Origin of the sequence: Streptomyces fuscichromogenes, assembly GCF_014645815.1 — a bacterium.
GTDB lineage: Bacteria > Actinomycetota > Actinomycetes > Streptomycetales > Streptomycetaceae > Streptomyces > Streptomyces fuscichromogenes.
Genome location: NZ_BMML01000007.1, coordinates 474,419 through 494,268, shown reverse-complemented (window position 1 = coordinate 494,268; position 19,850 = coordinate 474,419). Strand labels below are relative to the sequence as shown.

At 72.1% G+C, this 19,850-nt stretch carries 19 protein-coding genes; 10 read left to right on the top strand and 9 right to left on the bottom strand.

The genetic code is table 11. The features are described from left to right. Positions 1 to 130 precede the first annotated feature (130 nt). Complete coding sequence (locus tag IEZ11_RS18560) at positions 131 to 931, bottom strand: hypothetical protein (RefSeq protein WP_229713128.1); 801 nt, start codon at positions 929 to 931, stop codon at positions 131 to 133. A gap of 461 nt (positions 932 to 1,392) precedes the next feature. On the opposite strand from IEZ11_RS18560, the gene IEZ11_RS18555 reads away from it, so the two are divergent. The 6 genes from IEZ11_RS18555 to IEZ11_RS18530 all read left to right on the top strand — a co-directional run bounded on the left by IEZ11_RS18555 (position 1,393) and on the right by IEZ11_RS18530 (position 6,875). After that, the gene (locus IEZ11_RS18555) at positions 1,393 to 2,958 is read left to right on the top strand and encodes an ATP-binding protein (RefSeq protein WP_189263881.1); all 1,566 of its coding nucleotides are present in this window, start codon (positions 1,393 to 1,395) and stop codon (positions 2,956 to 2,958) included. After that, entirely contained in the window at positions 2,955 to 3,362 is a 408-nt protein-coding gene (locus tag IEZ11_RS18550) for a roadblock/LC7 domain-containing protein (RefSeq protein ID WP_123979438.1), read from the top strand. Before IEZ11_RS18555 ends, IEZ11_RS18550 begins: the two co-directional genes overlap by 4 nt. Continuing rightward, on the top strand, positions 3,359 to 3,706 hold the full coding sequence (locus IEZ11_RS18545; protein WP_189263880.1) for a DUF742 domain-containing protein: 348 nt from the start codon (positions 3,359 to 3,361) through the stop codon (positions 3,704 to 3,706). The genes IEZ11_RS18550 and IEZ11_RS18545 overlap by 4 nt, the downstream gene beginning before the upstream one ends. Beyond that, positions 3,687 to 4,313 carry a GTP-binding protein gene (locus IEZ11_RS18540; protein ID WP_373294931.1) on the top strand — a complete coding sequence of 209 codons (627 nt, stop codon included), beginning with the start codon at positions 3,687 to 3,689 and terminating at the stop codon, positions 4,311 to 4,313. Before IEZ11_RS18545 ends, IEZ11_RS18540 begins: the two co-directional genes overlap by 20 nt. Then, positions 4,310 to 5,518 carry a cytochrome P450 gene (locus IEZ11_RS18535; protein WP_189263879.1) on the top strand — a complete coding sequence of 403 codons (1,209 nt, stop codon included), beginning with the start codon at positions 4,310 to 4,312 and terminating at the stop codon, positions 5,516 to 5,518. Before IEZ11_RS18540 ends, IEZ11_RS18535 begins: the two co-directional genes overlap by 4 nt. Positions 5,519 to 5,648: 130 nt before the next feature. After that, positions 5,649 to 6,875, top strand: coding sequence for a cytochrome P450 family protein (locus IEZ11_RS18530; protein WP_189263878.1), 1,227 nt, complete (start codon positions 5,649 to 5,651; stop codon positions 6,873 to 6,875). On the opposite strand, the gene IEZ11_RS18525 is transcribed toward IEZ11_RS18530, so the two are convergent. Then, the gene (locus IEZ11_RS18525; protein ID WP_189263877.1) at positions 6,872 to 8,035 is read right to left on the bottom strand and encodes an NAD-dependent formate dehydrogenase; all 1,164 of its coding nucleotides are present in this window, start codon (positions 8,033 to 8,035) and stop codon (positions 6,872 to 6,874) included. The two genes, IEZ11_RS18530 and IEZ11_RS18525, sit on opposite strands and share 4 nt — an antisense overlap. Positions 8,036 to 8,140: 105 nt before the next feature. Further along, positions 8,141 to 9,076 carry a LysR family transcriptional regulator gene (locus IEZ11_RS18520; RefSeq protein WP_189263876.1) on the bottom strand — a complete coding sequence of 312 codons (936 nt, stop codon included), beginning with the start codon at positions 9,074 to 9,076 and terminating at the stop codon, positions 8,141 to 8,143. 80 nt (positions 9,077 to 9,156) lie between these two features. On the opposite strand from IEZ11_RS18520, the gene IEZ11_RS18515 reads away from it, so the two are divergent. Beyond that, complete coding sequence (locus IEZ11_RS18515; protein WP_189263875.1) at positions 9,157 to 10,146, top strand: aldo/keto reductase; 990 nt, start codon at positions 9,157 to 9,159, stop codon at positions 10,144 to 10,146. A 50-nt stretch (positions 10,147 to 10,196) separates the two neighbouring features. Then, the gene (locus IEZ11_RS18510; RefSeq protein ID WP_189263874.1) at positions 10,197 to 11,354 is read left to right on the top strand and encodes a PP2C family protein-serine/threonine phosphatase; all 1,158 of its coding nucleotides are present in this window, start codon (positions 10,197 to 10,199) and stop codon (positions 11,352 to 11,354) included. A gap of 6 nt (positions 11,355 to 11,360) precedes the next feature. Here the strand turns inward: IEZ11_RS18510 and IEZ11_RS18505 are convergent, their stop codons facing one another. Beyond that, entirely contained in the window at positions 11,361 to 13,010 is a 1,650-nt protein-coding gene (locus IEZ11_RS18505) for a carboxylesterase/lipase family protein (RefSeq protein ID WP_229713126.1), read from the bottom strand. Positions 13,011 to 13,239: 229 nt separating this feature from the next. Between IEZ11_RS18505 and IEZ11_RS18500 the strand changes: the two genes are divergently transcribed. Then, on the top strand, positions 13,240 to 14,025 hold the full coding sequence (locus IEZ11_RS18500) for an NPP1 family protein (RefSeq protein WP_189263873.1): 786 nt from the start codon (positions 13,240 to 13,242) through the stop codon (positions 14,023 to 14,025). A 176-nt stretch (positions 14,026 to 14,201) separates the two neighbouring features. Here IEZ11_RS18500 and IEZ11_RS18495 read toward each other — a convergent pair whose 3' ends face one another. The 3 genes from IEZ11_RS18495 to IEZ11_RS18485 all read right to left on the bottom strand — a co-directional run bounded on the left by IEZ11_RS18495 (position 14,202) and on the right by IEZ11_RS18485 (position 16,249). Further along, entirely contained in the window at positions 14,202 to 15,017 is an 816-nt protein-coding gene (locus IEZ11_RS18495) for an SAM-dependent methyltransferase (protein WP_189263872.1), read from the bottom strand. 120 nt (positions 15,018 to 15,137) lie between these two features. Beyond that, positions 15,138 to 15,374 (bottom strand): DUF397 domain-containing protein, encoded by a 237-nt coding sequence (locus tag IEZ11_RS18490; protein ID WP_189263871.1) that lies wholly within the window; start codon positions 15,372 to 15,374, stop codon positions 15,138 to 15,140. After that, positions 15,374 to 16,249 carry a Sco1979 family transcriptional regulator gene (locus IEZ11_RS18485; RefSeq protein WP_189263870.1) on the bottom strand — a complete coding sequence of 292 codons (876 nt, stop codon included), beginning with the start codon at positions 16,247 to 16,249 and terminating at the stop codon, positions 15,374 to 15,376. The genes IEZ11_RS18490 and IEZ11_RS18485 overlap by 1 nt, the downstream gene beginning before the upstream one ends. Before the next feature lie 328 nt (positions 16,250 to 16,577). Between IEZ11_RS18485 and IEZ11_RS18480 the strand changes: the two genes are divergently transcribed. Further along, on the top strand, positions 16,578 to 17,252 hold the full coding sequence (locus tag IEZ11_RS18480) for an ATP-binding protein (RefSeq protein ID WP_189263869.1): 675 nt from the start codon (positions 16,578 to 16,580) through the stop codon (positions 17,250 to 17,252). Positions 17,253 to 17,399: 147 nt separating this feature from the next. Here IEZ11_RS18480 and IEZ11_RS18475 read toward each other — a convergent pair whose 3' ends face one another. Beyond that, a complete protein-coding gene (locus IEZ11_RS18475) occupies positions 17,400 to 17,651 on the bottom strand; it encodes a hypothetical protein (protein WP_189263868.1) in 252 nt (83 codons plus the stop codon). 28 nt (positions 17,652 to 17,679) lie between these two features. Beyond that, positions 17,680 to 19,794, bottom strand: a complete 2,115-nt coding sequence (locus IEZ11_RS18470; RefSeq protein WP_189263867.1) for a hypothetical protein — start codon at positions 19,792 to 19,794, stop codon at positions 17,680 to 17,682. Positions 19,795 to 19,850 lie beyond the last annotated feature (56 nt).

The window sequence follows — 19,850 nt, the reverse complement described above, 5'->3', positions numbered from 1 at the left end:
TCGCCGCCACATTAGGGGTTGCCTGAACTCGCTGAAGTGCGAAAACCATCACATTGACGTTGTTGAGCAGTTCGGCGGGTACGCCGCGTGGCATATGGGGTTTCGCGCAGGTCGGCAGGGCCGGGGTGTCTCAGGGCAGCCGGAAGGACGGTACGGGGTGGCGTGGCGGGCCCGGTCGGGGCAGCGGCGGGTCCGACCGGGGCGGCGACGGAGTGGTGTCGAGGCGTTCCACGAGGAACGCGGGGAACGGCAGGCGGTGGCCGTGCAGCAGGCCGAGGACGATCGCCGAGCCCACGGCGATCAGGTGCTCACGGCCGGCGAGGTTCGGCACGGCGATGGACTCCCACACCATCGAGCCGCCGGTGAGGGTGAAGACGACGGGGGCGCGCCGGACCACCGCCAGATAGGTGAAGAGACCCACCACGGCCGCGGACGGCCCCGTGTCGAGGATGCGGCCGACCTCCGGGGGCAGGCCGAGACCCCACCAGCCGGGGCCCAGCGCGACCATCACCCGGGCGGTCATCGTGCCGGCCAGGGTGGTGAGGTACGCGACGGCGAGGGTACGGCCGCGGCCGAGGGTGAGTTCGGCGAGCGCGAAGGCGAGGAAGAGCTGGGTGATGCCCGCCCAGACCGGCAGGTCGAGCGCCGGGACGTAGAGCGACACCGGGGTGCGCAGCAGGGAGAGCCAGAGCGGGAGGTCGGCGGTGACGCCGCCGAGGTGCCACACCAGCCGCCTGCCGAAGGGGTGCTGGGCGATGCCGTGGAAGAAGATGACGCCGAACGCGGCCACGAACGCCAGCAGGAGCCCGGAGAGCCCGCGCCGCATCAGCTGCCGTACCGGCTCCAGCACGATCGCGTGCCATTCGTCGCGCAGTGTGCGCCGGACGAAGCGGACCGCCCGCGCGGCCACCCGGCTCAAGTCGCCTTCCATGAAAGGCATCGCCCCCATCGACACCGCCCCCGTCATCGGCCTGCGCACCCCAAGAGGTTCTCCGTGCCAGGGCCGTTCCACGCGTCATCGTATAGACGTTTGGATCATTTGCGACTATGCGGGAGCTACGGATGGTCGGATATCGACGTCGGATTTATCACCCGTCCACGACTCAACCCGCGCGACCTCCCTCGCGTCACGTACCACGACCCCACCGTGGCGGGCCTGTTGCTGGAGCAACCGGGTGGGCCGGTGGGGAGCGGATGCGCAGAACTGCATAAGATCGCTCACAGCCACAACACAGCAAGTCACCTTGCCGGTGGCCGGTTTTCAGCAATGAGACCGGAACCGTTCTGTTTCGATCACGGACTCCCCTATAGTGACGCCCAGTTCAGCACCGAGCGTCACAACTCCTTCACCGGACACACATCCCTACCTGCTCCGAGGACCAGACCGGACCGATGACCGCGCCCACGCATCCCGGCGACCGACCTTCCCTCCGAACGCTTCTTCCGGCCTTCGCGCTGACCGCCGTGGTGTCGGCCCTCGCGGTCTTCGCCGCGGTGACCGCCGCGCCGGCCTCGGTACGCACCCCCCTCGCCCTCGGCGCGAGCGCTGCCGCGCTCCTGCTGTGCACGGCGGTGACCTGGGCCGTACACGCGGCGCGGGTCGCGCGCGGCGCCCGGCGCAGGCTGGAGGCGGTGAGCCAGGACATCGGGCGGCTGCTCCAGCAGCAGGCCCGCACCACCGAGGAAGCGCGTCTGGAGCAGCAGCGGCTGATCGACGAACTGGCCCAGCAGCGCAGCGAGTTCGCCGACTCGTTCGAGCAGGAGCGGGCGCGGATCCACCAGGAGAGCGGCCAGGAACTGGACTGGTACGGGCAGGAGAACGCCCGGCTCGCCACCGAGCTGGAGCGCGCCTCCCGGGAGCGGGCCGCCGCGATCGCCGCCGCCGGCAACGCGTCCGGGCGGATGCAGGCCCTCGCCACCGCCACCCTCGCCGACCTGCGGGCCATGGAGGACCGGCACACCGACGAGGACGTGCTGGCCGACCTGTTGCACCTCGACCACCGCACCGCCCAGGCGGGCCGACTCGCCGACTCCATCGCCGTCCTGACGGGGGCCCGTTCCGGCCGTCGCTGGGCGCGTCCGATCAGCATGGAATCGATCCTGCGCGGCGCGATGGGACGCATCAGCGGCTACCGCCGGGTGCGGGTGCACTCGGTGAGCGAGACGGCCGTCGCCGGCCACGCCGCCGAGGGTGTCATGCACGCGCTGGCCGAACTCCTGGACAACGCGGCCAACTTCTCGCCCCCCACGGCCGAGGTCCACGTGTACGTGGAGGAGGTGCCGGCCGGGGTCATCGTGTCCGTGGAGGACAGCGGGCTGGTGATGGGCGACGTGCAGCTGCGCCGTGCCGAGCGGGCGGTCGCAGGTGACAGCACCGAGCTGGGCGGCCTCAGCGGTACCCGGCTCGGGCTCGCGGTGGTGGGGCGGCTGGCCCGCAAGCACGGCCTGAAGGTCTCGTTCCGGCCGTCGGCGCGCGGTGGCACCGGGGTGCTGATGCTGGTCCCGCAGGACCTGCTGACCCGCCCGGTCGCCGACGAACCCGCGACCGCGCAGGAGGCGGAACCGGCCGAGCCGGTGCCGGTCGCCCCGGACCCCACGCCCGTGCACGAGTCCGCCGAGCCGGACGAGGACGAGGAAGGGCCCACCGGGCTGCCCAGGCGGCGCCGTGGCCGGACCCTCGCCGAGGCCGAGCGCCGGTCGGCGCCCCAGCCGGCGGAGCCGCGCCCCGCGCCCGGCGCCGCGGACGCCCAGGTCCGGGCCGCCCGCTTCAACAGCTTCCGGCAGGCCGTCCGCCCGGCCGCGGGCGACGCGGCCGAGACCTCGGCCGAGCCGGCCGGCGAAGCGGCCCCGTACGCTCCCGACCCCGTACACGACCCGGTCCCCGCGCCCCGCCCGGAGGCCGGTCCAGAGCTCACGTCCCACCCGCACGCGTACCCGGAAGGCGACACCACTTCATGACCGGCAGGACCACCGCCGACGACAAGCTCACCTGGCTCATCGAAGGCCTCCTGGAGCGCACCCCCGGCGCGCGGCACGCCCTGGTGCTCTCCCGCGACGGGCTGAAGCTCTGCCGCACCCCGGAGCTCTCCGTCGACCAGGCAGACCAGCTCGCCGCGATCGCCGCCGGCATCCAGTCGCTGTCGCACGGGGCGTCCGTCGAGTTCGGCGACGGCAGCGGTGGCGTGCGGTCGGCGATGACCGAGTTCTACGGTGGCGTGCTGTTCATCGTGGAGGCCGGCGAGGGCGCCCACCTGGCCGTGGTGACCTCCGAGGACGCCGACCCCGGGCTGGTCGGGCACAACATGAGCGAACTGGTCGAGCAGCTCGGCGAACATCTGACCGCGCAGCCCCGCACGTCATGAGCCGCCCCGGCAGGGACGACGCGCCCGACCGCCTGTACACCATCACCGGCGGCCGCACCGGTTCCGGCCCCGACAGCCCCTTCGACCTGGTCACCCTCGTCGTCGCGGAGTCGGCGCCGGCTCCCGGCATGCAGTCGGAGCACGCGGCGATCCTGCGCCTGGCCGAGTTCCCGACCTCGGTGGTGGAGATCGCCGCGGAGCTGAAACTGCCGGTGAGCATCACCAAGGTGCTGCTGGGCGACCTACAGGCGGCCGGCCGGGTCAGCGCCCGCCATCCCCACCGGCCCGCCATCACCGACCCCGACATCCTGGAGCAGGTGCTCGTTGGACTCCGCAACCTCTGACGCGCGCACCCCGTTGGGTGCCTCCGCCGACAACGGTTTCAAGATCGTGGTCGTGGGCGGTTTCGGCGTCGGCAAGACCACCCTGGTCCGCTCGGTCAGCGAGATACGTCCCCTCAACACCGAGGAGACGATGACCCAGGCCGGCGCGGATGTCGACGACATCCGGGAGGTGCGCGGCAAGTCCGCGACCACCGTCGCCTTCGACTTCGGCCGGATCACCCTGGACGCCCGCAATGTGCTGTACCTGTTCGGGGCGCCGGGCCAGGAGCGGTTCTGGTTCCTGTGGGACCGGCTGTTCTCCGGCACCCTCGGCGCGGTCGTGCTCGTCGACACCCGGCGGATCGACGACTCCTGGTACGCCATCGACCGGCTGGAGAAGCACGGTACGCCGTTCATCGTGGCCTGCAACCACTTCGGCGGCCCCGTGCACACGCCCGAGGACGTCCGGCACGCCCTCGACCTGGACCCGAACGTCCCGCTGCTCGACTGCGACGCCCGTTCCCGGGAGTCCGGCAAGCAGGTGCTGATCACGCTCGTCCAGCACGTCAAGAACCGGTACGCCGGCCCGTCCGCACCGGCGGACCTGCCCCGACAGGAGTTCGTGTGACCCCCGATGCCGTGCCGCTCGGCGGCCCCCGGTTCCAGACCGAACCGGCGCGTCTGTACCGCGAGATGCGGCGCGACCACGGCGCCGTCACCCCGATCGTGCTCGACGGGGACGTGCCCGCCTGGCTGGTCGTCGGCTACCGCGAGCTGCACCAGGTGACCGGTGACCCGGTGCTCTTCAGCCGGGACTCCGACCTGTGGAACCAGTGGGACATGATCCCCGACGACTGGCCGCTGCTGCCGATGATCGGCCGCAAGCAGCCGTCGATCCTCTACACCGTCGGCGAGCGGCACCGCGAGCGGGCCGGGATGATCAGCGACGCGCTGGAGGCCGTCGACCCGTTCGAACTGCGCGGCCACGCCGAGCGGTTCGCGGACGAGCTGATCGACGGACTGTGCACCAGCGGCGAGGCGGACCTGATCGGTCAGTACGCCATGCTGCTGCCGGTGCGGGTGCTGGCCCGGCTGTACGGCTTCTCCGACGAGGAGGGCCCCGGCCTGGTCACGGCGCTCAACGACATGATCGACGGGCGTGAGCGGGCGATCGCCGGACAGATGCATCTGGCCACGTCCATGGCGCAGTTGCTGGCCGACCGCAAGGCGAACCCGGCCCATGACGTGGTGTCCCGGATGCTTCAGAACACGAGCGGGTTCACCGACGAGGAGATCTCCCAGGACCTGATGGTCATGATGGCGGCCGGGCACCAGCCGACCGCCGACTGGATCGGCAACTCGCTGCGCCTGATGCTCACCGACGACCGGTTCGCGGCCTCCCTGTTCGGCGGCCGCAACAGTGTCGCCGAGGCGATGAACGAGGTGCTGTGGGAGGACACCCCCAGCCAGAACATCGCCGGCCGCTGGGCATCGCGGGACACCCAGCTGGGCGGCCGGCGGATCCGCGCCGGTGATCTGCTGATCCTCGGCCTCCAGGGCGCCAACTCCGATCCGCAGGTGCGTATCGACGCCTCCGCGCTGACCGGCGGCAACAACGCGCACTTCTCCTTCGGCCACGGCGAGCACCGCTGCCCCTTCCCCGCCCAGGAGGTCGCCGAGGTGGTCGCCCGGACCGGTATCGAGGTCGTCCTCGACCGGCTCCCGGACATCGACCTGGCGGTCCCGGCCGGGTCCCTCACCCGGCGGCCCTCGCCGTGGCTGCGCGGGCTGAGCGAACTGCCCGTCAGGTTCACGCCCGTACCCGCCCTCTGATCGGTACCCCGGTACCTCGGTACCCCGGTGCTTTCTGCACCTCCGCACTTTCTGCACCTCCGCATCGACAGACAGGCGCAGCACACCGCATGGCGCAGTTACCCGACCCTGCCCTGGGAGGCACGTCACGATGACGACCGGTACCGAACAAGCCCGGATCGCCCTCGACCCCTTCGTCACCGACCTCGACGGCGAGAGTTCGCGGCTGCGCGCCGCCGGTCCGCTCGCGGCCGTGGAACTGCCCGGCGGGGTGCCAGTCTGGGCCGTCACCCGGCATGCCGAGGCCAAGGCGCTGCTCACCGACCCGCGTCTGGTCAAGGACATCAACGTGTGGGGGGCCTGGCAGCGCGGGGAGATCGCGCCGGACTGGCCGCTGATCGGGCTCGCCAACCCCGGCCGTTCGATGCTGACCGTGGACGGCGCCGACCACCGCAGGATGCGCACGCTGGTGGCGCAGGCGCTCACCCCGCGCCGCGTGGAGCAGATGCGGGAGCGGATCCAGAAGCTCACCCAGGACCTGCTCGACGGGCTCCCGGCGGACAAGGAGAGCGTCGACCTCAAGGCGGCCTTCGCCTACCCGCTGCCGATGTACGTCATCGCCGACCTGATGGGCATCGACGAGGCCGAACTGCCCCGGCTGAAGGTGCTGTTCGAGAAGTTCTTCTCGACCCAGACGCCGCCCGCCGAGGTCATCGCGACCCTCACCGAGCTGGCGGGGATCATGGCGGCGACGGTCGCCGCCAAGCGGGCCGAGCCCGGCGACGACCTGACCAGCGCGCTGATCCTGGCCTCGGAGGACGGCGACCACCTCACCGACGCGGAGATCGTCTCCACCCTCCAGCTGATGGTGGCGGCCGGCCACGAGACGACGATCTCCCTGATCGTCAACGCCGTGGTCAACCTCTCCACCCACCCCGACCAGCGCGCCAAGGTGCTCTCCGGCGAGGTGGACTGGTCTGCGGTGGTCGAGGAGACCCTGCGCTGGTCCACCCCGACCTCGCACGTCCTGATCCGGTTCGCGACCGAGGACGTGCCGGTCGGCGACAAGGTCCTCCCGGCGGGCGACGCGCTGATCGTGTCGTACGCGGCGATCGGCCGCGACGAGAACGCGCACGGGCCGAGCGCCGGGGAGTTCGACGTCACCCGGGAGTCGGCGAACCGGCACATCTCCTTCGGGCACGGCCCGCACGTGTGCCCGGGTGCGGCGCTGTCCCGGCTGGAGGCGGGCGTCGCGCTGCCCGCGCTCTACGACCGCTTCCCCGGCCTGGACCTGGCGGTACCGGCGTCCGAGCTGCGCAACAAGCCGGTGGTCACCCAGAACGACCTCTTCGAACTGCCGGTGCGACTGAACCCCTAACGGGTGTTCACGGAGTACGACTTGGCTCCGGTGCCGGCCAGCCTGCCGCCGTCGACGATCAGGTACTCGTCGCGCAGCGGCCGGCCCGCGAGCCAGGACTCCAGGATCTCGCGGGTGCCGGCCGCGTAACGGGCCTGTGCGGAGAGGGTGGAGCCGGAGATGTGCGGGGTCATCCCGTGGTGCGGCATGGTGCGCCACGGGTGGTCCGCGGGGGCGGGCTGCGGGAACCACACGTCGCCCGCGTATCCGGCCAGCTGCCCGCTGCGCAGCGACCGGTCGACGGCGTCCCGGTCGGCGATCCGGGCCCGCGCGGTGTTGATGAGGTACGCGCCGCGCTTCATCGTGCCGATCAGCTCGTCGCCGAACAGGCCCTCGGTCTGCGGGTGCAGGGGCGCGTTGATCGTGACGACGTCGCAGTGCGGGACCATGGCCGCCGCGCTCTCGTGGAAGGTCAGGTTCAGCTCCCGCTCGACGGACTCGGGCAGCCGGGTGCGGTCGGTGTAGTGCAGCGTGACGTCGAAGGGCGCGAGCCGGCGCAGCACCGCGAGGCCGATCCGGCCGGCGGCGACGGTTCCGACGTGCATGCCCTCCAGGTCGTAGGACCGGCTCACGCAGTCGGCGATGTTCCAGCCGCCGTCGAGCACCACCTGGTGCGAGGGCAGGTAGTTGCGGACCAGCCCGAGGATCATCATCACCACGTGCTCGGCGACGCTGATGCTGTTGCAGTACGTCACCTCGGCGACCGTCACCCCGTGCGCGATCGCGGCGTCGAGGTCGACGTGGTCGGAGCCGATGCCGGCGGTGACGGCCAGCTTGAGGTTCCGCGCGGCGGCGATGCGCTCCGGGGTGAGGTAGGCAGGCCAGAACGGCTGCGAGATGACGACGTCCGCGTCGACGAGTTCACGGTCGAAGACCGAGCCCGCGCCGTCCTTGTCGCTGGTGACGACGAGGGTGTGGCCGGCCTTCTCCAGGAAGGAGCGCAGGCCGAGTTCGCCCGAGACGCTGCCCAGCAGGTGGCCGGGGGTGAAGTCGACGGCCTCGGGGGGCGGGGCGGTCTGGCCGCCCGGGTAGTGGTCGATGACGGGGATGCCGTCGCGGGCGTAGCTCTTCGGGTATCCGTCGGTCGGGTCGTCGTACAGGACGCAGAGCACCTTGGCCATGGCGGCGGCTCCTCAACTCCGTTGCGGATGGGCGCCTTTCACGATCCTCGGGGCCAACTGTGCAGGTCAAAACGAACGTTGCTATGCCGTGATAGCCCGCTTCTATCACCGGCCGCGGCCGTCCAGGACGGCGTGCAGCCGGCTGTCGAGGGCGTCCCGGAGACCGGCCTCCCGGGCGACCTTCACCAGGGCACGGGCGAGCACGGACTGGGGCTCGCTGCGGGCGACGACGAGTCCGACCCGCGGTCCGTGGGCGGGGCCCTCCAGCGGGACCACGCGCATGCCCTCCGGTACACCGAACATGTGCAGCCAGGCGTGCGAGATCACGCTGGACCAGCGGCCGCCGGGGAGGTGGGCGTACAGCCCGGCCACGCTGTCGGACTCGATCGCCGGGACGGGTGCCGCGCCGTCCGCGGCGAAGCACTCGTCGATGATCCGCCGGTTGCGCATCCGGCGCCCGAGCAGGCACAGCGGGAGCGCGGCGGCCTCGGACCAGGTGGCCGTGACCGCCTCGCCGAGGGCGCCGTCGACCGGGGTGAGCAGCACGTAGCGCTCCTCGTAGAGCGGGAAGCGGCGGACCTGGCGCAGTTCGTCGTCGTCCAGGTAGGTCATGGCCGCGTCGAGCTCGAACCCGGCGAGGCCGCGCCTGATGTCGGCGGACGACAGGGACTCCATGGCCACCCGGGCGTGCGGATGCCGGTCGCAGAACGGGCCGGTGAGCAGCGAGGCGACGGGGACGGCGGTGGGGACGACGCCGAGGCGCAGGGTGCCGGTGAGGCCGTCCCGCAGGGCCGACAGCTCCTGGCGGAGCGCGTCGCCCTCGGCGAGGATGCGGTGCGCCCACGCCAGGACGACCTCGCCCTCGGGGGTCAGGCCCTCGTAGCGGCGGCCCCGGCGCACGACGGGCACGCCGAGTTCGTGTTCGAGCCGCCGGATCGCGGCGGACAGCGAGGGCTGCGAGACATGGCAGGCGGCGGCCGCCCGGCCGAAGTGCCGCTCCCGGGCGAGCGCGACGAGGTATTCGAGCTGGCGCAGCAGCATGCGGCCTCCGTTTGACTTCGAGTGCTCTTGAAGTCGTAGCGTCCTGAGAAGAACAAGTCAGCGGGAAAGGCTGGGAGTCAATGCAACAGCGCAATCTTCGAGATCTGTCGGTCTCCGCCATCGGCCTCGGCTGCATGGGCATGTCCGCCTTCTACGGCACCACCGACCAGGACGAGGGCGTGCAGACCATCCACCGCGCGCTGGAGCTCGGGATCACCTTCCTGGACACCGCGCAGCTCTACGGGCCGCTCACCAACGAGTCGCTCATCGGCGAGGCGATCCGGGGGCACCGGGACGAGTACGTCATCGCCACGAAGTTCAACTACCGCATGGACGACGCCGTGCCCGGCGACATGAGCACCATCGGCCCGCAGGACGGCTCGGCCGCGCACGTCCGCAGCTCGGTCCACGGCTCGCTGCAGCGCCTGGGCACCGACTACATCGACCTGTACTACCAGCACCGCGTCGACCCGAACGTGCCGATCGAGGAGACCGTGGGCGCGCTGGCCGAGCTGGTGGCCGAGGGCAAGGTGCGGCACATCGGGCTGAGCGAGGCCGGTCCCGAGACGATCCGGCGGGCCCACGCGGTCCATCCGGTCACGGCCGTGCAGAGCGAGTACTCGCTGTGGTCGCGCGACCCCGAGGACGGGGTGCTGCCCACCTGCCGGGAGCTGGGCATCGGGTTCGTCCCGTACTCGCCGCTGGGCCGCGGCTTCCTGGCCGGCCGGTTCTCCTCCCCCGACGACCTCGACGCGGGCGACTGGCGGCGCACGGGTCCCCGCTTCACCGGCGACAACCTGGAGCCGAACCTGCGGCTGGCCGCCAAGGTGCGGGAGATCGCCGCGGAGAAGGACGTGACCCCGGCGCAGCTGGCCCTCGCCTGGGTGCTGGCGCAGGGCGACGGCATCGTCCCGATCCCGGGCACCAAGCGCCGCAGCTACCTGGAGCAGAACGCGGAAGCGGTCGACGTGGAGCTGACCAAGGAGGACCTGGCCCGGATCGAGGCCGAGGTGCCCCGGGCGGCCGGTGCGCGCTACGACGAGGCCGGGATGCGGTCGGTGGATCTCTAGGGTCCCGCTCGCGGTGGCCGGGCGGGGGCCGGTGCCGCACGCTGGTAGGCATGGGGAGCCGGTGGAACGTCGCGGGGCTGCGGCAGTCGTGGCAGTCGTCACACATCCTGCTGCTGCTCCCGGTGCTGCTCATCGTGGTGATCACGGTGGCGGCCATCCGGTCGCCCCCCGACGTCCACCTGGGTCCCACCCTGGTCATCGCGCCCGCGCTCACCCCGTCGTTCGCCGGGCCCCGTACGACCGCGCTGGTGGGCGCGCTGGCGGTGGCCGCCCAGGTGGTGATCGCCGTGTTCCACGGCGGGCTGGTCAGCGCGAACCACATCGTGCAGATCGTCACCCTGACGATGCTCTCGGTGATCGTGGTGGTCTACAGCTCGGTCCGGGAGCGGCGCCGTGCCCAGCTGGCCCAGGTCCGCTCGGTCGCCGAGGCCGCGCAGCACGTGCTGATGTGGCCGCTGCCCGAGCAGATCGGCCCGCTGCGGATCGCCTCGCTGTACCTGGCCGCCGAGGACGAGGCGCAGATCGGCGGCGACCTGTACGCGGTCACCCGCTCCGAGGGCCAGGTCAGGGTGTTGATCGGTGATGTCCGGGGCAAGGGGCTGGCCGCGATCGGCGAGGCGGCGCTGCTCCTCGGGGCCTTCCGGGAGACGGCCCACCGGGACATCACCCTGCCGGAGCTGGCGGTCGTCCTGGAGCAGAGCGTGAGCCGGTACGCGGCGGACCGGGACTCGCCGGAGGAGGCGGGCGAACGGTTCGCGACCGCGCTGCTGATCGAGATCCCGGACCTGGACCCGGTGACCCGGATGACCAGCTGCGGCCATCCGCCGCCGCTGCTGCTGAGCCCCGGCCACGCGGTCACCGTCCCGAGCCTGCATCCGTCGCCGCCGCTGGGCGTGCACTGCACCCCGGCCACCGAGCACACGGTGGACGTGTTCTCCTTCGAGCCCGGCGACACCCTGCTGCTGTACACCGACGGGGTCGTCGAGGCGCGGGACGTCCGGCGCCGCTTCTATCCGCTGACGAACCGGGTGGCGCAGTGGACCGACGCGTCTCCCGAGGCGCTGATCCACCACGTCCGGCGCGATCTGCTGTTCCACGCCGGCGGCCACCTGGGCGACGACGCGGCCCTGATCGCCCTGCACCGCACCCCCACCGTGCACCGCCGTCACCACCACGGCGTCCTCGGCCACGGCTCCGCCCGGACCTAGCGGGTCTCAGAACTCCGTGGTCTGCGACTGCAGGTACGTCTGCAGGAAGGCGAGCTTGGCGTCGCTGTCGGCCACCGCCAGGGTGCCGAAGCCCGCGCCGAGTTCCATGGTCTGCGGGGTGTCGGTGGCGAGGGCGGGCCAGTCGGCCAGGGAACTGCCGTTCGGGTCGCCGGTGGCGGCGAACCGGGCGACGTAGGAGGCGGTGGTGTCGGCGATGTCGTAGTCCTTGGAGGTCCAGGGGCGACCGGTGTTGTAGAGGTAGCCGAGCAGGTAGTAGACGTCCGAGCCCTCGAAGGCACCGGTCGCGTCGGTGCCGATGACGGGGTTCGTGTCGTCGTACCCGGGCGGGACCCGGGTCCAGAAGTAGGTGTACACGTCACTGGAGTTGGCGGCCGTGGTCTTGAACTGGGTCGCCCACAGGAAGGCCGAGACGCGTTCCTCGTCCCGGGCGTAGGCGCTGAACTGCCGGGCGGCCGTCGTGTCGCTGTCCGCCGGGTACAGGCTCAGGAAGGTGTCCGCCAGCCCCAGCGGGCCGAACTCGGAGCGGGCGTAGGCCTGGAACGCGTCGAGGGTCAGCTTCAGGCCGGGCGAGGCGCCGTTCGCGTCCTTGCAGACGCCGGTCAGAACGGGCACGTCGGTCTCGGCGCAGGCCTTCAGCACGGCGGTGTAGGTGTCGGGCAGGACGTATCCGTCCAGGACGTGCCCGAAGTCGGCGGCGGTGTCGGCGGCGGCCCGGGTGACGAGGTCGTCGGCGGCCAGCGCGCGCAGGCCCGCGAGGTCGGCGGCGCCCAGCCGGGCGGCGAAGGCGGTGCCGTCGGTCTCGGCGTCGGCGAGGTCCCGGTAGCGTCCGGCACCCTGGGCGAGTCCCGGGTCCCTGGTGTACCGGACCCCCGAGGAGAGCAGGGCGCGGTGGTAGAGGCCCCTGGCGCGGCGGGACGCGAGCAGGATGTTCACGATGGACGCGCCCTGTCCCCAGCCGCCCAGGGTGACCCGGTCCGGGTCACCGCCGAACGCGCCGATGTTGCGCCGGACCCACTCGAGCGCCGCGACGACGTCCTGGATCCCCCAGTTGCCGGAGCCGCCGTACGCGGACTCGGCGGTCAGCTCGGGGTGGGCGAGACCGCCGAGCGGGCCGACCCGGTGGTCGGGGGTCACGACCACCACTCCCTTGGAGGCGAGCAGGGAGCCGTTGTAGATCTCCTGGCCCGCCCACAGGGCCCGGTCGCCGCCGTACAGCCAGACGAGGACGGGGCGGCCGTCGCCCGAACCGGAGTCCGCCGTCCAGATGTTGAGGTTCAGGCAGTCCTCGCCGAACGCGGGCACCTGGTCGGCGGGGATGTCCGTGACCGGCTGCGGGCAGGCGGGGCCCCAGGAGTCGGCGGCCCGCACCCCGTTCCAGGAGGGGGCCGGCTGCGGCGGGCGCCAGCGGTTGGCGCCGGCGGTGGTGTCGGCGTACGGGACACCCTTGTAGACGGTGACGCCGCGCAGGCCGCCCTGGACTCCGGTGACCTGGCCGGACTCCGTGGATATCACGGTGGCGGCCGAGGTCTTCGCCGCGGCCGGTGTGGACAGGGTGCCGAGCAGTCCGGCCGCGGCGGCGGCACCGAGAAAGCCGCGCCGGTTCAGCGGGGCGGAGGGCAGGTCTGTGTCGCTCACGGGATTCCCTTTCGGGCGGTGGGGGGGACGAGCCGACGAGAAGCCTGGCGTGGGGGGATCCGCGCGGCAACCGCATCCGGGCGACTCACAGCAGGTCAACAGCTCCTGAAGGGGCGGAAGTCGAGGCGACCGTTCAATTGTCTTTGGGCCAAAGTTAAGTCGTGAGGGTGTTCGCCGGCCTGGGCCGACTGTCAGACTCCGCTTCGCCTTTCACAGACAGGGAGTCGAGATGTCCGACCCGCAACCCCCCACCCGCAGACGGCCGCTGCGCAGGGCCCTTGCCGCGGCTCTCGGCGCGCTCGCGCTGGTGGTCGCCCTGCCCGCCACCGCGCACGCCGACGTCCTGACGCTGCTGCCGCAGAACGCCGACGGTGTGGAGCAGACGTTCTCCCCGGCCTACGACTACGACGGCGACGGCTGCTACGCCACCGCGGCCATCGGCGCCGACGGCACCCTCAACCCCGGCCTCGCGCTCGGCGGTGACGTCAACGGCCACTGCCACGACTACGCGCAGCTGGCCAACGCCAACACCTACTCCCGCGAGAAGTGCAACAACGGCTGGTGCGCGGTGATGTACGCCAGCTACTTCGAGAAGGACCAGGCGACGTACGGGCCGCTGGCCATCGGGCACCGGCACGACTGGGAACACGTCATCGTGTGGATCCAGAACAATCAGGTGCAGTACGTCTCGGTGTCCCAGCACAGCAGCTACCAGGTGGCGGCCGCCTCGGCGATCCGGTTCGACGGCACCCATCCGAAGATCGTCTACCACAAGGACGGCCTGTCCACCCACGACTTCCGGTTCGCCAACTCCAACGACGACCCGCCGGAGAACGCCACCGGCGGCTGGTTCTTCCCGCGGCTGGTGGGCTGGGACGGCTACCCGGCGGGCTACCGCGACAAGCTGATGAACGCGGACTTCGGCTCCGCCACCATCAAGATCAAGGACGGCTCGTTCAACGCCAACCTGGGGTACTCGATGCCGTCCGGGATCTCGTTCGACCCGAACGCCTGAGCCGGGCCGGACTGTCCGGTCCGCCGTCCGCGGGGCGGATGCCTTCGGGGAGGTCTCGTACCCGACCTCGACACCCGTGGCGCCGTCCGCCCCGGTGGCGGTGCCCGTCAACGGTAACCGCGCAACGACCGTGCCGGGGCCGGGAAGGTGAGCCGGGCCCCGGCACGGAGCCGGTGTCACGGCTTGCGGGCGACCGCTCCGTACATCGCGATGTCCTCGTCGCGGATGCCCTGCTCGCCGGTGCCGTCCGGGTGCCACTTGTGGACCTGGACGATGCCCGGCTCGACCAGTTCCAGGCCCTCGAAGAAGGCGTCGGCCTCGTCGATGGTGCGCAGCCGCATCGGCATGTTGCGGGCCGCGTACTCGCGGGCGACCCGGCCCACCTCCTCGGGCGCGAACTCGGCCGTGCCGATGGACATCGCCAGGTAGCTGCCGGAGGGCAGCGGTTCGAGGAGGCGGCGTACGACACCGACCGCGTCGTCCGCGTCGAGCATGAAGTGCACGATGGCGATCACCGTGAGCGCGACCGGCTTGTCCAGGTCGAGGGTCTCGCGCAGTTCGGGGGCGTCGAAGAGGTCCGTCAGGTCACGGAAGTCGGCCTCGATGTACGCCGTCCTGCCCTCGGGCGTGCTGGAGAGCAGGCCCTGGGACAGGGTGAGGACGATGGGGTCGTTGTCCACGTAGACCACCCGGGAGTCCGGGGACACCGCCTGGGCGATCTCGTGGAGGTTCGGGGAGGTGGGGATGCCGGTCCCGACGTCCAGGAACTGACGCATGCCCGCCTCCTCGGCGAGCCAGCGCACGGCACGGTTCATCCAGTCGCGGTTGGCGCGCATGTGGATCGGGAGCGCGGGCCACTCCCGGGACATCGCGTCACCCGCCTCCTGGTCGGCGGGGTAGTAGTCCTTGCCGCCCAGGATGTAGTCGTAGATCCGCGCGGAGTGCGCGTTCTCGGTGTCGATGCGGTCGGCCGGCCATCCGTTGTCGGGCAACGCCGTGACTCCCATTCAGATGAGGGGGATGCGGGGTGTTCGATGGACTGCGGGTGATGCGTCAGAGGTGGGGGGTTGGTTGAACGATCAGCTATAGCAAGGAAGTTACGGGAAAACCGATCACATCAGGAAGTCGGCGTCACCCGCCTTCACTCCGGACAGGAAACTCGTCATCTCACGCGGCGTGAAGACCAGCGCCGGACCGTCGGGGTCGGTCGACTGGCGTACCGCGACCCGGCCGTCGGCCAGCTTCTTCACTTCGACGCAGGCACCGCCGGCGTCGTCGCTCCACGGCTTGGACCAGCCGCGCGCGCCGAGTTGCCGGGACGGAATGCCGTTGCGTATGAGGTGGTGCACTAGAGCTCCTTGCGAATCGCACCGAGGAGGGCCTCGGTCTTTCTGGCGGGCGCTGCCTGCGCGCCCAACCGGTCCAGGGCCTCGCGATAGACCACGACGTCGTCGCTCTTGTCCAGGTAGACAGCGCCCACCAGGCCGTTGAGATAGACGATGTCGGGCAGCTCGGGTGCCCGGAACCGGAAGAGGTGGTACGCACCGGCGCGCATGGCGGGGTGCGGGCCGTTGGCGAACGGCATGATCTGCAAGGTGACGTTGGGCAGCCGGTTGATCTCGATCAGATGGCCGATCTGGGCGCGCATCACCCCGGCGCCGCCGACCGGCCAGCGCAGCACCGTCTCGTCCATCACGACCCACAGCCGCGGCGGCGCCGGGCGGGTGATCAGCTCCTGGCGGCGCATGCGCAGGGCCACCATGCGCTCGGTGGCCTCGGTCGCCGCGTGCGGGTTGCCGGCCCCGAGCAGGGCGGCGGCGTACTCCCTGGTCTGCAACAGGCCGTGCACGAACTGGTTCTCGTAGGCGCGGATCTGCAACGCCGCCTGCTCCAGGCTCAGATACGCGGCGAACCAGTCCGGCATCACATCGCGGTAGGTGTGCCACCAGCCGCGCTTGTTGGCCTCGCGCACCGACTGGAGGAAGGTGTCCACCTCCTGGCGGTCCGTCACGCCGTAGACCTGCAGGAGCTTCTCGGCGTCGGCCAGCCGGAGCCGGGCCACCTTGGCGGCCTCCATCCGGCGGATGGTGGAGTGGCTGACCCCGATCGCGGCCGCGGCCTGCTCGAAGGTCAGGCCGGCCCGGGTCCGCATCTCCTCCAGCTGTCTGCCCAGGATCATGCGCAGGACGGACGGGGCTCCGCCCCAGTCGGTCTCCGAGGTCACGCCCTACCCCCTCACACCAGGTTTCAGGGTCACCGTCTCACGTGCTCGTGATCGTTCACGGACGCGTTCGATCACTTCTTGTCGGGAGCAGCATGCACTTCGCTTCTTGCAATTTTCAACTTGCCGGTTGCGAGGCGATGTTGCCGGATGCCAGAGTGGGCTTACTGCTCCGGCCGACCAAGGAGCAGGCGAAGCAGTCCAGTTGGGGGAGACTGAGCTGCGGTCCGGCGCCGTCCAGGCACGGGTCGTCGTCTGCACCCCGAGTGGCCCGGGGCCGACACAACCGCTCGACCCCCACGCTGCGAAGCCGGACGAAAGGCGCACGGCGATGGCCCCGCCCTCTCTCCCCCAGCCACTCGACCGACTGCCCGAGGACCACGTACCCGCCCTGCCGCGGCCGGTCCTGGCGGCCGCCGCCGAGGGCCCGCACCGCCCGTCGGACGCGACGGGCATCCCCAGACCACCCGGAGGCGAACGCCTCGGTCGACTCCCTGGGCCGCAAGGCCTCGACCGGTTCGCCTCCGGGGACCGTCCCACTCTGCACAGCCGGGCCTTCGACCTGGCGCCGACCCCGCGCGCGGTGGGCAACGCCCGCCGGAGCGTGGGCGAGCTGCTCGGCTCGTGGGGCGTGTCCGAGGAGGCCGTCGACAACGCGGTCCTGGTGACCTCGGAGCTGGTCACCAACGCGATCGTGCACTCGGCCGGCCGGCGGATCATCTGCCGGGTGCACGCCGACGCCGACCGGATCCGCATCGAGGTCGAGGACCAGAACGGGAGCATCACGCTCCCGGCGCCCCGGCGGGCCAGACCCGACGAGCAGAACGGCCGCGGCCTGTTCCTCGTCGACGCGCTCAGTCTCGACTGGGGTGTCACCGCCGCGCCGGAGGGACGGCCCACGGCCCGCGTCGTCTGGGCCGAACTGTCGACGGCACCGGACGCACCGCTCACCACCCCCCACACCTCAGGAGGCCCGCCGACCCATGGACCGTCCCCCCACTCCTGATCCCGCCGCAGACCCGTCCTGGACCCGCACCCGCCCCAAGCCCGGCCCGGAGCAACCCCACACCGCTCCGGCCGGCTGAGCCGCCACCGACACGATCCGGCCGGGACTCCCTCGTCCCGGCCGCGCCGCGTGCCCCGAGGCCGCCGCTCACTCCGTCGCATGCGAGAGCAACGCGGCCGCGGCCGCCCGTAGTTGTACCGCCGCGGTCACACAGGCCGTCGCCTGCCGCTCCAGGGTGGCACCGCTCCACTCCGGCGCCTCGGCGCAGTGGCCCAGCGTCTCGGCGGCACCTCGCAAGCGCTGGGCATAGCCGTCCATGCGGTCCGCGTCGACCCTCAGATCGTCCACGTACGCGAGGAGTTCGGGGGTGGCGGTGGCGGGACGGGATTCGGTCACCATGGGGCTCACCTGCAACTCGGAGGGACGCCTAGCGCGGCAGCACCGCGCCGGCGCTTCTATGGGCCACGAACCGGGGGCTGGACAGGACGAACCCGGGCCGCACGGTGTCGAGTTCGAGGACCTGGAGGTGCCGGGCGAGCGGCCCGTGGGCGCCGTCGACGCGCAGCCGCAGCCGGGGGCGGGCATGGATCCGCGGCCTGCCGTGCGCGCGGACCAGGGTGCGTACGACGCTCTCGCCCCGTCGCCCGTAGAACACCCAGTCCGCCTCGGGACAGCGGGCGCCCGGCCCCGGACGGCCCTCGACCGAGACACCCAACTCGGGTGCGTGCAGCCGCAGTTCCCGCCCCTGTAGGTCGATGTCGGCGGATCCGCGGACGGCCGGCTGGGCCCAGACCTCCTCGGCCACCGCCCGTGCCTCCTCGGTAGCGACGGCGAGCGCCACCACGTACCGTCCGGTGCGGCGCAGGTCGGCGCGGCGCAGCAGGTCCGCGGCGAGGTCGTACGCGTGCGGCCGCCACAGGTCGTCGACCAGCACCGACAGGCCGAGTTCGGTGTAGGGGCCGATGGTGGTGCAGCGGTGCTCGTAGAGGGAGAGCACGGCGAGGGCGCGGCGGCCGAGCCGGGTGGGCACCAGCCAGGCGACGTCGGGCAGCAGGCTGCGGGCCACGTCGGCGTCGACCGGGAAGCACAGGTGCGCGGCGGAGGAGTCGTAGTAGCGCACCGGCATGTCGACCGGGCCCGCCGAGGTGGCCAGGCTCGTGGTCGGGACGGCCAGGAACGGGTAGCCCTCGGGCGGGCGGCCGCGGTCCCTGAGCCGGTAGACACGGGTGCGTTCGACCGGGCCGTGGTAGCGGGCGAGGGCCCGGTCGACATCGGCACGGGCCTCGGGGACCACCGTCTCCAGGTGGTCGATGTAGACGCGGAGCAGGTGGCAGAGCGGGAACTCGCGGGTGGGGCCGGTGTAGTCGACCCGGTAGCGGTTGGGGTGCGGGGCCCCGGGGCCCTCCGGGACCGGGACGATGTCGTGCCGGTCGGTGATGCCGGCGACCCAGGTGCGCGGGTCGGCGGGCCGGCGGTCGTCGACCTGTGCGCCGACGGCGACCACGTGGGTGACCCGGTAGGCGCGGCAGAACTCGTCGTCCTGCGCGAGGTTCAGCAGCGCGATGCCGCCCTCGCCGTGGCCGACCAGGGCGAGGTCGGCGCCGCGTGGGATGCCGTGGTCCCGGATCGCCAGCAGGATCGAGCGGGTGTAGGGCGAGTCGGCCAGGAACAGGTTGCGCCAGGCCCCGGCGAAGTCCTGCGGGGAGCCGTCACGGGGGCGGCCGGGGGCCGCGCCGGGGGCCTGGACGACGTACCGGAGCACGCCGTCGGGGCCGCGGACGTCCTGGACGAGGACCCGGCCGTCGCCGGCGAGCGCGTCGATGTTGCGCAGGAAGCCGAGGAAGGAGCCCTCGGTGGCGAGGGAACCGGCTTCCCGGGCGGACAGTTCGACGGCCTGGGCGCCGCCCTCGCCCCGGTCCGGGACCGGCAGACGGGAGGCGTCGAAGCCCCTGACCGGGCCGGCGGCCAGCGCCCAGGCGGTCTCGTCGCTCAGCGGGTCCTCGTCCAGCAGGCCCTGGATGGTGAGGAGTTCGGACAGGATCGGGGCGAGCGCGGACAGCGAGCGCTGGGCACCCTGGTCCTTGAAGAGGGCCCGCAGGGCGCGGACGGCCTCCGGGTCGTGGCCGGCGGTGACGGCGCCCGTCAGCCGGCGCATCCCCGGGTCGTGCCCGCACTCGGGGTGGTCGAGGAGTACGGCGGCGATCCGGAGCCGCAGCGAGGTGACCGCCACCAGCGCGGCCAGGCTCTCCCGGCCCAGCGCCTCCCCCGCGGCGCCGAGCAGATGACCGACGCCGTCGGGGGCGACGATCGCCGAGCCGCCGAGACCCTGCTTGTTGGTGAGCGTCCGCAGCAGCGCCCAGCGGGCCGCGAGTCCGGTGCGCGGGCGGCGGCGCGCGGAACCCGTCAGCGCCGGGGCGAACAGCACGGAGCTGGTCCGTGCGGAGACCTCGCGGATGCCTTCGGCGACGGCCACCACGTCACGGGCGCACTCCCGCAGCATCTCCTCCGCGGGCGGCCCGGAGGCACGGCGATGCGCTGCCATCCGACGCTCCCTCGGATCGACGACATGCCCTGCTCCCATCGTGTGCCCTGCATCCG

Coding starts and splice junctions, on each gene's coding strand:
- IEZ11_RS18475 (WP_189263868.1), bottom strand. CDS start 17,651: ATGGTGACCGAATCCCGTCCCGCCACCGCCACCCCCGAACTCCTCGCG.
- IEZ11_RS18550 (WP_123979438.1), top strand. CDS start 2,955: ATGACCGGCAGGACCACCGCCGACGACAAGCTCACCTGGCTCATCGAA.
- IEZ11_RS18530 (WP_189263878.1), top strand. CDS start 5,649: ATGACGACCGGTACCGAACAAGCCCGGATCGCCCTCGACCCCTTCGTC.
- IEZ11_RS18560 (WP_229713128.1), bottom strand. CDS start 931: ATGGAAGGCGACTTGAGCCGGGTGGCCGCGCGGGCGGTCCGCTTCGTC.
- IEZ11_RS18470 (WP_189263867.1), bottom strand. CDS start 19,794: ATGGCAGCGCATCGCCGTGCCTCCGGGCCGCCCGCGGAGGAGATGCTG.
- IEZ11_RS18500 (WP_189263873.1), top strand. CDS start 13,240: ATGTCCGACCCGCAACCCCCCACCCGCAGACGGCCGCTGCGCAGGGCC.
- IEZ11_RS18520 (WP_189263876.1), bottom strand. CDS start 9,076: ATGCTGCTGCGCCAGCTCGAATACCTCGTCGCGCTCGCCCGGGAGCGG.
- IEZ11_RS18510 (WP_189263874.1), top strand. CDS start 10,197: ATGGGGAGCCGGTGGAACGTCGCGGGGCTGCGGCAGTCGTGGCAGTCG.
- IEZ11_RS18555 (WP_189263881.1), top strand. CDS start 1,393: ATGACCGCGCCCACGCATCCCGGCGACCGACCTTCCCTCCGAACGCTT.
- IEZ11_RS18515 (WP_189263875.1), top strand. CDS start 9,157: ATGCAACAGCGCAATCTTCGAGATCTGTCGGTCTCCGCCATCGGCCTC.
- IEZ11_RS18545 (WP_189263880.1), top strand. CDS start 3,359: ATGAGCCGCCCCGGCAGGGACGACGCGCCCGACCGCCTGTACACCATC.
- IEZ11_RS18525 (WP_189263877.1), bottom strand. CDS start 8,035: ATGGCCAAGGTGCTCTGCGTCCTGTACGACGACCCGACCGACGGATAC.
- IEZ11_RS18480 (WP_189263869.1), top strand. CDS start 16,578: ATGGCCCCGCCCTCTCTCCCCCAGCCACTCGACCGACTGCCCGAGGAC.